Origin of the sequence: Haemophilus parainfluenzae (assembly GCF_014931395.1) — a bacterium.
Lineage (GTDB): Bacteria > Pseudomonadota > Gammaproteobacteria > Enterobacterales > Pasteurellaceae > Haemophilus_D.
The window spans coordinates 1728634-1742358 of the sequence record NZ_CP063120.1 but is presented as its reverse complement, the minus strand read 5'-3'; the positions used below and the strand labels follow the sequence as shown (position 1 = coordinate 1742358).

Annotated in this window: 12 protein-coding genes; 1 reads left to right on the top strand and 11 read right to left on the bottom strand. The window is 39.5% G+C overall.

All coding sequences use genetic code 11. The annotated features are described in order from the left end of the window. Positions 1–34: 34 nt before the first annotated feature. Complete coding sequence (locus INP94_RS08765; RefSeq protein ID WP_197543358.1) at positions 35–1978, top strand: ABC transporter ATP-binding protein; 1944 nt, start codon at positions 35–37, stop codon at positions 1976–1978. Positions 1979–2128: 150 nt separating this feature from the next. Here INP94_RS08765 and INP94_RS08760 read toward each other — a convergent pair whose 3' ends face one another. The 11 genes from INP94_RS08760 to INP94_RS08710 form a co-directional block, all read right to left on the bottom strand. After that, on the bottom strand, positions 2129–2611 hold the full coding sequence (locus INP94_RS08760) for a hypothetical protein (protein ID WP_197543357.1): 483 nt from the start codon (positions 2609–2611) through the stop codon (positions 2129–2131). 100 nt (positions 2612–2711) lie between these two features. Then, a complete protein-coding gene (locus INP94_RS08755) occupies positions 2712–4085 on the bottom strand; it encodes a sodium-dependent transporter (protein WP_197543356.1) in 1374 nt (457 codons plus the stop codon). Between the two features lie 26 nt (positions 4086–4111). Next, on the bottom strand, positions 4112–4747 hold the full coding sequence (nth, locus tag INP94_RS08750; RefSeq protein WP_115912734.1) for an endonuclease III: 636 nt from the start codon (positions 4745–4747) through the stop codon (positions 4112–4114). Further along, positions 4744–5454, bottom strand: coding sequence for an electron transport complex subunit E (locus INP94_RS08745; protein ID WP_070582395.1), 711 nt, complete (start codon positions 5452–5454; stop codon positions 4744–4746). Before INP94_RS08745 ends, nth begins: the two co-directional genes overlap by 4 nt. Before the next feature lie 10 nt (positions 5455–5464). Then, positions 5465–6091, bottom strand: a complete 627-nt coding sequence (gene rsxG / locus INP94_RS08740; RefSeq protein ID WP_178165165.1) for an electron transport complex subunit RsxG — start codon at positions 6089–6091, stop codon at positions 5465–5467. Continuing rightward, positions 6091–7173: an electron transport complex subunit RsxD gene (gene rsxD, locus INP94_RS08735; RefSeq protein WP_197543355.1), complete on the bottom strand. Its 1083-nt coding sequence runs from the start codon at positions 7171–7173 to the stop codon at positions 6091–6093. Before rsxD ends, rsxG begins: the two co-directional genes overlap by 1 nt. Positions 7174–7187: 14 nt before the next feature. Next, complete coding sequence (rsxC, locus tag INP94_RS08730; protein WP_197543354.1) at positions 7188–9383, bottom strand: electron transport complex subunit RsxC; 2196 nt, start codon at positions 9381–9383, stop codon at positions 7188–7190. Then, positions 9376–9969, bottom strand: coding sequence for an electron transport complex subunit RsxB (gene rsxB, locus INP94_RS08725; RefSeq protein WP_374110906.1), 594 nt, complete (start codon positions 9967–9969; stop codon positions 9376–9378). Before rsxB ends, rsxC begins: the two co-directional genes overlap by 8 nt. Positions 9970–10039: 70 nt before the next feature. Beyond that, the gene (gene rsxA / locus INP94_RS08720) at positions 10040–10618 is read right to left on the bottom strand and encodes an electron transport complex subunit RsxA (protein WP_070582398.1); all 579 of its coding nucleotides are present in this window, start codon (positions 10616–10618) and stop codon (positions 10040–10042) included. Positions 10619–10718: 100 nt separating this feature from the next. Beyond that, positions 10719–12872 (bottom strand): YccS family putative transporter, encoded by a 2154-nt coding sequence (gene yccS / locus INP94_RS08715; RefSeq protein WP_197543353.1) that lies wholly within the window; start codon positions 12870–12872, stop codon positions 10719–10721. A gap of 97 nt (positions 12873–12969) precedes the next feature. Further along, a complete protein-coding gene (locus INP94_RS08710; protein WP_197543352.1) occupies positions 12970–13626 on the bottom strand; it encodes a curli polymerization inhibitor CsgI-related protein in 657 nt (218 codons plus the stop codon). Positions 13627–13725 lie beyond the last annotated feature (99 nt).

The following is a 13725-nucleotide window of genomic DNA, read 5'->3' as shown; positions in this document are numbered from 1 at the left end:
TTTTATTGATATTTTGAATTTATAGGACAATTTTGTGGCATTAATTAGTTTAACTAACGCTTATCTTTCTTTTAGTGACCATCCCTTACTTGATCACGCTGAACTGCATATTGAACCGAATGAGCGCGTGTGTTTGGTGGGGCGTAACGGGGCAGGTAAATCAACGTTATTAAAAATAATTGCACAGCAAGTCACCATGGATGACGGCAAAGTGCAGTATGAAAAAGATTTAGTGGTTTCACGTTTAGAACAAGACCCGCCTCGCCACGCCGAAGGTAATGTTTTCGATTATGTAGCGGAAGGGATTGAGCATTTAGCGGATTTGTTAAAGGAATACCATCATATTTCACAAGAGTTGACACAAAATTACAACGAGCAAATTCTTAATCAACTGGCACAAGTGCAAGCTAAATTAGAGCATGCCAATGGTTGGCAGTTTGAAAATAAAATCAATGAAGTCCTGCAAAAGCTCGAGTTAAATCCTGATACTAAATTAGCGGATTTATCTGGTGGTTGGTTGCGTAAAGCCGCCCTTGCTCGTGCGTTGGTGTGTAACCCCGATGTCTTGTTATTAGATGAACCGACTAACCACTTGGATGTGGATGCAATCGAATGGTTAGAAAACTTCTTATTAGAATTTACCGGAAGTATTGTATTTATTTCCCACGACCGTTCTTTTATCCGCAAAATGGCCACTCGTATTGTGGATTTAGACCGCGGTAAATTAGTGTCTTATCCGGGTGATTATGATTTATACCTCACCACGAAAGAAGAAAACTTACGTGTCGAAGCGTTACAGAACGAGCTTTTCGATAAGCGTTTAGCACAAGAAGAGGTTTGGATTCGTCAAGGTATTAAAGCGCGTCGTACGCGTAATGAAGGACGTGTGCGCGCCTTAAAGGCCATGCGTGAAGAACGTCGTCAACGTCGTGAAGTGATGGGTACTGCTAAGTTACAATTAGATAACTCGAGTCGTTCAGGCAAAATTGTGTTTGAAATGGAAGATGTGAGCTATGAAATTGAAGGCAAACAACTTCTCAAAGATTTCAGCACGACCATTTTACGTGGCGATAAAATTGCTTTAGTGGGGCCAAATGGCTGCGGAAAAACCACCTTTATTAAACTTTTATTAGGTGAAATAAAGCCAACTAGCGGCCGCATTCATTGTGGTACAAAATTAGATATCGCTTATTTTGACCAATATCGTGCTGATCTTGATCCAGAAAAAACGGTAATGGATAACGTTGCCGATGGCAAGCAGGATATTGAAGTCAATGGTGTAAAACGTCATGTATTAGGCTATTTGCAGGACTTCTTATTTCCACCAAAACGCGCTATGACACCCGTCAAAGCGCTTTCTGGTGGTGAACGTAATCGCTTGTTATTAGCAAAATTATTACTGAAACCAAATAATCTACTGATTCTTGATGAACCAACCAATGACTTGGATGTAGAAACCTTAGAATTATTGGAAGAAATCCTCACCGATTATCAAGGCACCTTATTGATTGTCAGCCATGATCGTCAGTTTATTGATAACGTCGCGACGGAGTGTTATTTCTTTGAAGGCGACGGCGTATTGAATAAATACGTGGGTGGTTTCTTTGATGCGAAAGGACAACAAGCCAATTACTTTGCGATGAAAGCAGAGCAAGAAACGCAAAAAGTCAAAAAAGAAGCACCAAAAGTACAAGAAAGTGCGGCTAAAAATGACGTTGTTTCTCAAAAGCCGAAATCCGTTAAACTTTCTTATAAAGAACAACGTGAGTTAGAACAGCTACCACAATTATTGGAAGAATTGGAAGAGAAAATCACCGCACTTCAAGCTGAAATTGGTGACCCTCACTTTTTCCAACAAGCCCATGATGTAACGGATACGAAGCTTAAGGAATTAGCGGATACCGAAGCCGAACTTGAAACGGCATTTATACGCTGGGAAGAATTAGAGGAAAAGAAAAAACAAGCAGAAGAAAAGTAACAGAGTTCTGTATATTTAATTAAATAAAAGTGCGGTCATTTTTAGGAGTATGTTTAAAACCTAGGAAATTTTGACCGCACTTTTTGTTAAATCAGGTTTAAAATAAAAAGCTTATAATCACTGATTATGTCTCTTTGCCAATTTCTTAAATCAACGAAAGATCTTAATTGCATAATCTTTTTCTATATTAGCTTTATCATGACCAATAACTAAACCCTCATTTGGACTTGATAATAAAATAATACTTTTTTGACGGTCACATTCTGTCATTAGAATAGGATAAAAAGTTAATTTATCTTTTTTAAATAATGCTGTTTGTTCTTCAATTATTTTTAAAAATAATTGTTTATTTTCTGTTTTCTTAAATAACGCTTTTTGGAGTTTGGGCAAGTCTTTATGAATTTCCCTCCCATTAGAAAAATTAAATATCATGCTATATGCATGGCCATTGCAGGATTTTGTATCTGGTTCAAAAATAAATTGAGCAAGTTCTATGGTTTCTGGAAGATTTTTAGCGGCTGGATTTTGGCTATCATATTTCCAAATGCCACCAAAGTATTCTTCTGTAATTTTATTGTCTTTAAAGTCGGCAAAAATATTGATGCTAACTAGTGATAATATGCTGATAAGCATTATTTTCTTTAGGGGCATAAATTATCCTGTTAATAAAATCATGAAATTAACCGAATATTTCAACTTCGGTTAGCTTTTCTTAAGAGCTTCACTGACTTAATTAAATAAGGTTACTGATAAAAATCACCAAAATAATCACTGGAACCACAAATTTGACATAGTTAAACCAGATTGTGGTGAAAAGTGAATTTGGCGTTGGTGATAGCTCTTTTTTTGCATCGTCTTTTAACACAAAACCAACGAAAATCGCACAACCAAGTGCGGTCAACATAAAGAGAATATTTCCGCTGACGAAATCGAAGGCATCAAAAATGCTTTTACCGAAGATAGTGAAATCTTTCCAAAGGTTATCACCTAGAATAGACGGCACGTTACCTAATAAGAAAATCCCCATCAAGGTCACAAAAATTGCTTTACCACGGCGCATTCTGAGTTTTTCTTGTAATGCGGTGATGATGACTTCGTAAATCGTAATTGATGTGGTTAATGCGGCAATAAGCAATAAACCGAAGAACACGATAGCAAAGAATTTACCCGCCCATAAATGTGAGAATACAATTGGTAAACTTTGGAAAACCAAGGTTGGGCCAGCGTTAGGTTCAATACCGAATGTGAATAATGATGGGAAGATCATAAAACCACATAACACGGCGATAATGGTGTTAGTAAAGCCAGTAATAACGGCTGTCTGGATAAGGTTTTCTTCCTTGTTCAAATAGCTGGAGAGGGTAATCAACACACCGAAACCCAGGCTTAATGCGAAGAATACTTGGCCTAATACGAAGATGAATAATTTAGGTGTGATTTTGCTGAAATCTGGTTTTAAGTAGAAAGTTACACCTTCCATTGCACCAGGTAAGGTAAGGTTACGAATCACCATGCCAATGAGGAAAATAAAGAGTAATGGCATTAAATATTTCACGGAACGTTCAATTCCGCCAATGATACCTTTAGCCAAAATAATGTAATTCACCGCCACGAATAGGAAGGTGTAAAGCATGATTTCCCATGGGCTGTTGCTGATGTGTAAATCGTAGAAATCTTTGGCCACTTCTTTTGTAATTGGGGCGCTAATATCAAGGGTGTTATTCATCAGGCTGATGATATAAGACATCACCCAACCACCTAATACCATGTAATAAGCCATGATACCAAATGCGCCAAGAAGCCCCATGTAACCAAGAATCTTCCAATATTTGGAGATATTTTTACCTTTATCTTGGATTTTGTCGCCAAAGGCATCAATGGAATTCACACGCAAACGGCGACCAATAACGTTTTCTACTAAAATCATCGGGATACCAATGACAATCATCGCGATACAAAAGAGGAGTACGTAGGCACCACCGCCATTTTCACCCACTAAATAAGGAAAGCGCCATGTTGCCCCAAAGCCAACTGTCGCACCTGCAACGGTGAGCACATAAGTTAGTCGGCTAGACCACGTTTGGCGAGATTGATTGTTTGTTGTCATAATCTATTCCGTTTGATTTTATTCGTTTAATATTCTGTTTTTTCTTTGTATTCGCAGAGATCTTCAATAATGCAAGCACCGCAGCGAGGTTTGCGCGCGGTACAAGTATAGCGCCCATGTAAAATAAGCCAGTGATGTACATCTACTTTAAATTCTTTTGGCACAACTTTGAGTAGTTTTTCTTCCACTTTTACCACATCTTTGCCCGGGGCGAAATTTGTGCGGTTGCATACGCGAAAAATATGGGTATCCACTGCGATAGTCGGGTGACCGAATGCTGTATTTAACACAACATTCGCCGTTTTTCTGCCGACACCCGCAAGGGCTTCTAAGGCTTCACGGCTTTCAGGTACTTCGCCGTTGTGTTTCTCAACTAAATCACGGCAGGTTTTAATGATATTTTCCGCTTTGCTGTTATAAAGCCCGATGGTTTTAATGTATTCTTTTAACCCCTCTAAGCCGAGCTCTAAAATAGCTTGTGGGGTATTTGCCACAGGGAATAATTTTGCCGTCGCTTTATTCACGCCTTTATCGGTCGCTTGAGCCGATAAGATCACCGCGATGAGTAGTTCAAAAGGCGAATTATACTCTAATTCCGTAGTGGGATGCGGGTTTTGCTCCCGAAGTCGAGTGAGGATTTCAATTCGTTTAGCTTGGTTCATTTTTTCATATCAATTCGGTTTTTAATCGCCAGTAGGATGCCTAATCCAATAAACGCACCTGGCGGAAGAATAAAGAGTAAAAAGCTGCTGTCAGCGTGATAAATATGTAATGTAAGGAATTTGGCGCCTTGACCAAATAGATTTTCAATCCCTTCAAAAAGGGTACCTTGGCCTAAGATTTCACGTAACGCACCTAATACGGTGATACTTAATGCCATACCTAATCCCATCGAAAAACCATCCCAGGCAGCATGTGCTACGCTATTTTTAGAGGCAAAGGCTTCTGCACGACCGATGACGATACAGTTAGTCACGATTAAAGGAATAAAAATCCCTAGCGCTTGATAAAGTGTATAGGTATAAGCATTCATCAATAATTGCACCACGGTTACGGTGGTGGCAATAATCATCACATAAATCGGGATACGGATTTCATGAGGGATTTGCTTACGAAAGAGCGAAACAACGGTGTTTGTACAGGTTAAAACCAACATAGTCGCCAAACCTAAACCTAATGCATTTGTTGCAGTACTTGAAACAGCCAACAGCGGACAAAGCCCCAATAATTGCACGAGGGTAGAGTTGTTTTTCCATACGCCTTGAATAAAGATTTCTTTCCAAACAGAAGGCGTTTGCATTATTTCTTCTGAATTTTCAACCGCACTTTGCTCATCAAGTGCGGTCGTTTTTTCGGTTAAATCAGTCATAATAAATATCCTATTGCGCGTATTTTTTTGCCATCTCGTTGAGTAATGCCTCATTTTCAAGCATCACGAGAGCAGAACGTTTTACTTGATTTACAATCGCGCGCGGCGTAATGGTTGCGCCGGAAAATTGGTCGAATTTACCGCCATCTTTTTTGACCGCCCAATCTTTTAGGCTTTCCGGTACGATAACTTGGTTTGTAAAACTTAAAATCCAGTCAGAAATGCGAAGTTCGATTTTATCGCCTAATCCAGGGGTTTCATGATGTTCAATGACACGCACACCTAAAACTTCACCTTTTGGTGTAATCCCCACTAATAAACGGATATTCCCTGAATAACCATCTGGTGCCGTTGTTTCATAAGCATAGGCAGTTGGTACATGATCTTTAATAGCAAAATAGAGTTTTTGAATGCCTTTGAGTTTATCTTGCTCAGGCGTTTCTACGCTTTCAAGCAAGTTATTATTAAAATAATTTTGTGGGATGACTTGGAGTAATAACGCTTTTTGTTGTTCAGCCATGGCTTCATCAATTTTATCTTTTGTCAGCATATAAATGCCAGCAGAAACAGCAGTACATACAAGCGCAATAAAACCTAATAACAAACCAAAACGGGAGGTGACTTTAAAAATACCCATTATTTTCTCCCTTTTGCAAAGTGTCCCGCTACGCGAGGACGGGTGTAGTAGTCGATAAGTGGCACACAAATATTACTTAATAAAATCGCAAATGCCACGCCGTCAGGGTAGTTTCCAAAGTAACGAATGAGGTAGACCAATAATCCGACCAAGGAACCAAATACAAGCTTACCGCGAGGTGTAATAGAGGCTGTGACAGGGTCAGTCGCAATAAAGAATGCACCAAACATCATCGCGCCGCTAAAGAGTTGGCTAATCATACTTAAATGATGATGGCCTGACATCGCAGTGATTGTTGCTAAGGTCACAAAGGTCACGAGCATTGAAACGGGAATTTGCCAGTGAATTTTTTTCTTTAAGATTAATATAATTCCACCCAGCATGAATGCCAGATTGACTTGCCACCAACCTTCAGCAAAGTCAGTCCCATTTTGTAATAAAATCGGTAATTTTATAAAATCATGGAATACGCTTTCATCGCCTTGATGCAAGTTATAGAAGATTTTTGCACTGTCTAATGGCGTTGCTTGTGTAATGCCATCAATGGAATGGACAAGTTGACTTAAGCTAAAACCGTCAGTGGTTAAGCCAGTGAAAACTAAAGAAATGGAGTCTGCAAATGTTGGAGGTTCATTCAATAATGAAATAGGCGGCATCCAACTTGTCATTTGTAGTGGGAAAGAAATCAATAGCACCACATAACCCACCATAGCTGGATTAAACGGGTTTTGTCCCAAGCCACCATAAACGTGTTTGCCTAGAATAACAGCGGAAAGCGTACCGATTAAAATCACCCAATAAGGTGCATAAGGCGGAATTGCCATGGCTAAAATTAAGGCGGTAAGCACCACACTAAAATCTGAAATATAGACTAGGTTTGGCTTATTGCGCAATTTGGTCACAATAAACTCAAGCACTAATGCGAAAGAAATAGCCAAAGCGGATTGCACCAAAACACCCATTCCAAAATAATAAATCTGTGTGAGCAGGGCAGGCAGCATGGCTGCAATCACCCACAACATAATACGGGCGGTTAATTTGCCTGAATGAGTATGAGGCGAACTCACCATTTTCTTAAACATAATATTTTCCTGCGTTATTCTGTTTCTTTGGCTGCTTCAGCCGCGGCTTTCTTCGCTTTGGCTCTTGCAATGGCTGCAGCTACTGCGGCTTTTTTCGGGTCAAGTGCGGTTGGGTTTTCATCTGTTTTTTCGACAGCACTTTCAGTTGTATTTGTCGTAACCGTTTCACCTTGAGCAGCAGCTTTCTTAGCTTTGGCTCTTGCAATAGCAGCGGCTACTGCAGCTTTTTTCGGATCAAGTGCGGTTGGGTTTTCATCCGTCTTTTCGACCTCACTTTCAGTTTCATTTGTTGTAACTGTTTCACTTTGAGCAGCAGCTTTCTTGGCTTTGGCTCTCGCAATGGCTGCAGCTACTGCCGCTTTTTTCGGATCAAGTGCGGTTGAATTTTCATCTGTTTTTTCGACCGCACTTTCAGTTTCATTTGTTGTAACTGCTTCACTTTGAGCGGCAGCTTTTTTTGCTTTTGCTCTTGCTAGAGCTGCAGCAACAGCTGCTTTCTTCGCCTCTTTTTCATCGGTTTGTGACGTTGTTGCATCCGTCACAGTGCCTGTATCTGCTTGTGCTTGTTGTTTAGCTAGTCGACGGGCTTTACGTTGTTCCATGAGATCATGGTTATCCGGTAAGATTTCACCTTTCTCAGATACGATAGTTTTTGTTTCTTTGGTTACTGATGAGTTTGCTTGTTTAGCTTTTAAGCGTTCTAATGCCGCTTTAACCGGGTCTTCACCTTTTTGTTTTGCAAGTTCTTCACGGCGAGCTTCTGCTGCGCGTTGTGAACGTGCTTTACGTTCTTGCTCCTCACGTTCCATACGAGCTTGTTTTGCTTCAAAACGGATTTTGGCTTCTTCGGCTTTTTTCGCTTTTTCTTTAATTTCCCAAATTTTAGCTTTTTCTTGTCGGAAATATTGAATAAGCGGAATATGGCTTGGACAAACATAAGCACACACGCCACATTCAATACAATCTTTTAAGCAATATTCTTCTGATTTTTGGTGATCCTCACTGCGAGCATACCAATAAAGTTGCTGTGGCATCAAATTGACAGGGCAAGCATCAGAACAAGCGGAGCAGCGGATGCAAGATTGCTCTGGTTCGGGTTTACCATATTCAAAATGATCAGGTGCCAATAGACAGTTAATTAATTTAGTGACGGGAGCATTTAGATCTGAAAGTTGCAATCCCATCATTGGTCCACCTGCGAAAACAGGGAAACGTTCGTCATATTGATAGCCAACTTGTGCTAATAAGTGATCAACTGGTGTGCCTAAGCGAACCCAGTAATTGCCTTTCTCGGAAATTTTATCACCCGTAAGCGTAACGACACGCTCAATTAAAGGCTCATCATTAATAACCGCTCTTTTTATCGCAAAAGCCGTACCGACATTGTGCATTAATACGCCAATATCGTAAGAACGTCCGCCACTTGGTACTTCCATGCCGGTAAGCAAATAAATCAGCTGTTTGGCTGCACCGGATGGATATTTAGTCGGAATAACGCGCAATTCAATGTCATTTGCACCATGTAGTGATTGTTGAATAGCCTGAATCGCCTCAGATTTATTGTCTTCAACCGCAATCACCACTTTTTCAGGGCGTAAGATATAACGTAAGATGCGAATACCTTCGATCATTTCATCGGTGTAATCACGCATTAAGCGGTCATCACAGGTAATATAAGGTTCGCATTCCGCGCCGTTAATAATTAAGAGTTTAACTTTCTTTTCAGCCGATTGGATTTTGGCGGCAGTCGGGAATACTGCACCACCTAAGCCAGCAACCCCCGCTTGGTAAATGCGATCAATGAGTTGTTCGACAGGTTGTGTGAAAAATTCTTCAAGTGGAAATTGCTCACGCCATTTATCCAAACCATCCGCTTGAATATGAATCATATCCTCGGTTAAACCAGAAGGATGAGGCGCAACATGTTTTCCGATAAATTTTACCGTACCAGAAGTCGGTGCATGAACAGGCAAGATTCTTAAGCCATCACATTGTGTCAAAGGTTGGCCTTTTAGGACATAATCGCCTTCTTTAACTAACACATTTCCTGCAGTGCCGGCATGTTGTTTAATCGGCACATAAAAATCATGAGCAAGTTCTGATTGCTGAATAGGGGATTGGTTTGATTGAGATTTCATTTCAGGTGGATGAATACCACCTTTAAAATCCCAAATTTTGCCGGAGTTAAATCTTGTTAATACATCAGCCATGTGACTCCGACTCCCCAACCACTAATTTTTTCTCAATTTCTGTGGTATTTACGACTGGAATGACTAATTTAGGATCAAACTTCCAGTCCCAATTATCAATATCTTTTTTCACTTTAATCATGGAAATACAATCTGTCGGACAAGGTGCGACGCAAAGTTCACAGCCAGTACAGAGATCGGGAATAATTGTATGCATGGCTTTGTTTGTACCGATAATGGCATCAACAGGGCAGGCTTGAATACATTTAGTACAGCCAATACACATATTTTCATTAATGAAGGCAACCATTTCTTCTGGTTCCGCCACATCATCCATTGCGGGTACATCAACACCCATGATTTCGGCAATTTTTACCACCGTTGGACGACCACCAGGCACACATTTTGTGATAACGTCACCATTGGCAATTGCTTCGGCATAAGGCTTGCAACCAGGATAGCCGCATTGCCCACATTGGCTTTGCGGTAAGATGGCATCAATTTTTTCGACGATAGGATCGGCTTCAACTTTTAATTTAATCGAAGCAAAACCTAAAATCGCACCAAAAATTAAAGCGAGAACGGTTACTGAAATTAAGATAAACATTATTTTTTAGTGTTATTCCAAAATAAGCCGAGAAAAATCACTGTTACAGTAATAAACATCAAGAGATAAATCATTTTACTAACCCGGCGAAGCCCATAAAGGCGAGAGACATTAAACCGGCCGTAATTAACGCAATAGACGAGCCACGAAACGTAATGGGTACATCTGCAGCAACAAGACGTTCACGTAAGGCTGCAAATAAAACTAAAACTAGTGCAAAACCTAAAGAGGCGCCAAAACCATAAATGACGGATTCAGTTAAATTGTGTGCCAAATTGACGTTTAATAATGCCACACCGAGTACCGCGCAGTTTGTGGTAATCAGTGGTAAGAAAATCCCTAATAATCGATAAAGTGATGGGCTTGTTTTATTGATTACCATTTCAGTAAATTGAACTACGAAGGCAATCACTAAAATAAAAACTAAAGTGCGCAAGAATGTGGCGTTTAGCGGCATTAAAATATAATTATCGACTAAATAAGAACACAGTGACGCTACGGTTAATACGAATGTCGTAGCAAGCCCCATACCAATTGCCGTTTCAATCTTTTTGGACACGCCCATAAATGGACAAAGTCCTAAGAATTTGACCAAAACGAAGTTATTGATTAATGCAGTACTGATAACGAGTAGAATATAATGTGTCATTGCGTCTAAATTTATTTTACATAAGTGGCGTATTATCGCTATTTATCGCCTTGAGAACAATAAAAAATTTGGGTTAGTGCGGTCAGTTTTTCCTTTGTTTTTATTTGATCATTGGTTCTACCTGGCTATGTTGGAAATAGCGATATAGCTGAGGTAGCAACTGAGAAATCAAGTTAAGTTGCTGGTATGGCAACGCAAAGACCGAATTGTTTTTGGCTTGGGTTTCATCCCACTGAATTTTTTTAAGGCTTTGTTCAATACTATTTTGGAGTTTTTCAAAGACTTCTGGACGAAGCTTTTCAATATTTTCCAGTGCATATAAAACCTTTTTCGCAACAGGATAAAAATCTGATAAAAACTCGGTAGTTTGTTGTAATTGCGCCATTTTATTGCGATATGCCCCTAAAGCAGAAATATAGCTCAATAGGGAATAATTCATTTTTAACAAGTCAAAACCTTCCTGCAAATAGGCCTGATATTTCTTCGGCTCATTATTCATATTGGAAAGCGTTGTGCTTAATGCTGCCGCATATTGATGAGCGTTACGGCGTGCAATACGGTATTTTAAATTATCGCTTTTACCAAATTGTAGTTGGCTAATAATGTGTAAGAAATATTGTGCATCACTTTGAATCGCTTGGCGGCTCACTTTATCGAGTTGCAGATATTTCCAATCCGGCCATAAATAAGATACAGCAAACCATGCAATGGCTGAACCTAATACGGTATCAATCAGGCGAGGGAAGAGTGCTGATTGTGTGTCAAATCCCATTACATCGAAACTGATCAATACTTGCAAGGTAATAAAGAACGTGGAGAAACTGTAATTATTACTACGGAAAAAGAAAAAGAGCGTACTGGTCACCACCATTAAGCCAAGTTTCATCTCTAATGTTGGGTTGAGGTAAGGTAATAAAGAGCCAATAATTACCCCTAAAATCGTACCAATGATACGCTGACGTAACCGCACTTTGGTTGCCGAATAGTTTGGCTGACACACAAAAACCGCAGTAAGTAAAATCCAGTAACCTAAATTAAATTGGAAGAATTCAACAATAGCGCAACACAAAAACACCACGATAGACAAACGCACGGCATGACGGAAAAGTGGTGACTCAAAGGTGAAATTACTTCCAATAACAGACAGAATATTTTTTAATCCTGTAATTTGTTCAGTATGGATCTGTACAGTTTGCTCATTTTCACTGGTTTCTTGCTCAAGCTGACGTAGCTGCCAGTTAATGCTTTGCAGGTTATCAATAAGTGTTTGCAGGGCTAGTAAAACATTGTTTTGATTGGTATGTTCTTTGCTATAAAGCTCAAGAGATTGAATTGTGCCCATTAACGCTTTTTCTACGCGAATATTATAGTGATAAGGCGTATTTTGACGAAGGCAAGCCGTAATATCATGGCAGGCTTGTGCTTGTAATTCGAGCAAACGCTGAATGCGGAAAATTAAGTCTGTATTTTTGAGCTGTTCCGCAATTTGTCGATAATCAAAATGTGTTGAATTTGCACGCTCATGAATGTCTTGCGCAGCAAAATAATAGCGGATCATGCGTTGTGTGCGAACATGGCGATGTTGTCCACGTATACGATAGAAAAGTGCTGTTCTGGCTTGATTGAAAGCCTCCACCACATTGGTGTTTTTCATCGCAAAATTAAGATGTTTTTTCTCGATTTCATCAATTTCATCAGGATCAAAAAATTCGGATTTGGCATCTAAATAATTGCCTAAGGCACAAAACGCTTTTGCCACACTTTCTTGTACAGGACGATTTGGAAAAAAGAGATAGACAATGATGGTCACAATACTGTAGAGCAAAGTACCTAATAAAATCATCACAGGATTGATAAACCAGCTTGCAGAATTTCCCGGTATATAAGTGAGGGTGGTATAAATGGCTACTACCAGCGTACCAAACGCAATGGTGCGATAACGTTCACCAACAGCGCCAACCATCGTAAATAAAAAGGTGATGATGGTCATCAACAATACGTATTGAATGGGTTTACCAATATTGAGTTGAACGATAAAGGTTGAAATAGAAAAGGCAATTAATGTGTAAAAAATATTTTTTAATCGTCCGGTAAGACGATTATCTAAATCAACTAAACCGCCTGCAATAATCCCTAAAATTAAGGGCATAGATTGCGTAGAAATATCAAAAAACCAGACGCCAAACGCTGCGATATTCACTGCAATAAAAATAGGTATTGAAGCGATTACTTTTGCATTAAGCCATTGATTCATGTTGATATCCTTGCTTATTATTTTATAACTAAAAAATGGATGATAAAAAAGTGAGCGGGAAGGCTCACTTCTTTATCAAAGTGCGGTTAAAAAACGATTATTTTTGTTTTTTTGCCCAGTTTAAGAAACGAGTTTGGGTTTCTTTATCTGCTTGTTGGAACCAGTATTGTAATTGTTGTTCAGCAACGTTTTCACCTTGCACAACGACTTTGCCTTTCGCTGCTTTTCCTGATGCAGCAGGCATCATACCTGCTGTAGGTGCCGCTAAAGCTGAAACCGCTGCGGGTGCGTTAGATGCATTATACTCAGCAAGATCATTCACAATATTCGCTGATGGGAATAAACCTTCTTGTTTTAAGGTATCCACTTTAGCATCAATCACATTACCTGATTTTGTTTTAACGGTAATTTGTGGTTGTGCATTAAATTTTTCGCCATCTTCTTGCGAACGAATTTTTTCTGCAGATACGATAACATCATCAGCCGAACCTTTGAAGGTCACAATAATAGGATTAGACTCAAAAAGTCCTTGGCTAGAACCAGTACCGACGATCTCACCTAAACGTACTACAACTTGTTGTGTTTGGTCAGCTTCAGCATTGAATGATTTTTTTTCTTTTAGAAGGGATTTGCTGGCTTTTTGGCCGTTGATTGCAAGAAACTCAAGGTTGGATGAGGTTGTGACCGTACCGGCTAAACTGCTCGCACTGATTGCAAAGGCAACAACACCTAAAGCAAACTGACATAATTTCATAATTACTCCTTTTATTTTTTGAATGAAATTAGATGGTTGTAATGCTATGCTAAATTTTAAAAAATGGGAATAGGAAAGTGCGGTTAATTTTTAAAAAGT

Coding starts and splice junctions, on each gene's coding strand:
- rsxB (WP_374110906.1), bottom strand. CDS start 9,969: ATGTTTATCTTAATTTCAGTAACCGTTCTCGCTTTAATTTTTGGTGCG.
- rsxG (WP_178165165.1), bottom strand. CDS start 6,091: ATGGGTATTTTTAAAGTCACCTCCCGTTTTGGTTTGTTATTAGGTTTT.
- INP94_RS08745 (WP_070582395.1), bottom strand. CDS start 5,454: ATGACTGATTTAACCGAAAAAACGACCGCACTTGATGAGCAAAGTGCG.
- rsxA (WP_070582398.1), bottom strand. CDS start 10,618: ATGACACATTATATTCTACTCGTTATCAGTACTGCATTAATCAATAAC.
- INP94_RS08760 (WP_197543357.1), bottom strand. CDS start 2,611: ATGCTTATCAGCATATTATCACTAGTTAGCATCAATATTTTTGCCGAC.
- INP94_RS08755 (WP_197543356.1), bottom strand. CDS start 4,085: ATGACAACAAACAATCAATCTCGCCAAACGTGGTCTAGCCGACTAACT.
- yccS (WP_197543353.1), bottom strand. CDS start 12,872: ATGAATCAATGGCTTAATGCAAAAGTAATCGCTTCAATACCTATTTTT.
- rsxC (WP_197543354.1), bottom strand. CDS start 9,383: ATGGCTGATGTATTAACAAGATTTAACTCCGGCAAAATTTGGGATTTT.
- nth (WP_115912734.1), bottom strand. CDS start 4,747: ATGAACCAAGCTAAACGAATTGAAATCCTCACTCGACTTCGGGAGCAA.
- INP94_RS08710 (WP_197543352.1), bottom strand. CDS start 13,626: ATGAAATTATGTCAGTTTGCTTTAGGTGTTGTTGCCTTTGCAATCAGT.
- rsxD (WP_197543355.1), bottom strand. CDS start 7,173: ATGTTTAAGAAAATGGTGAGTTCGCCTCATACTCATTCAGGCAAATTA.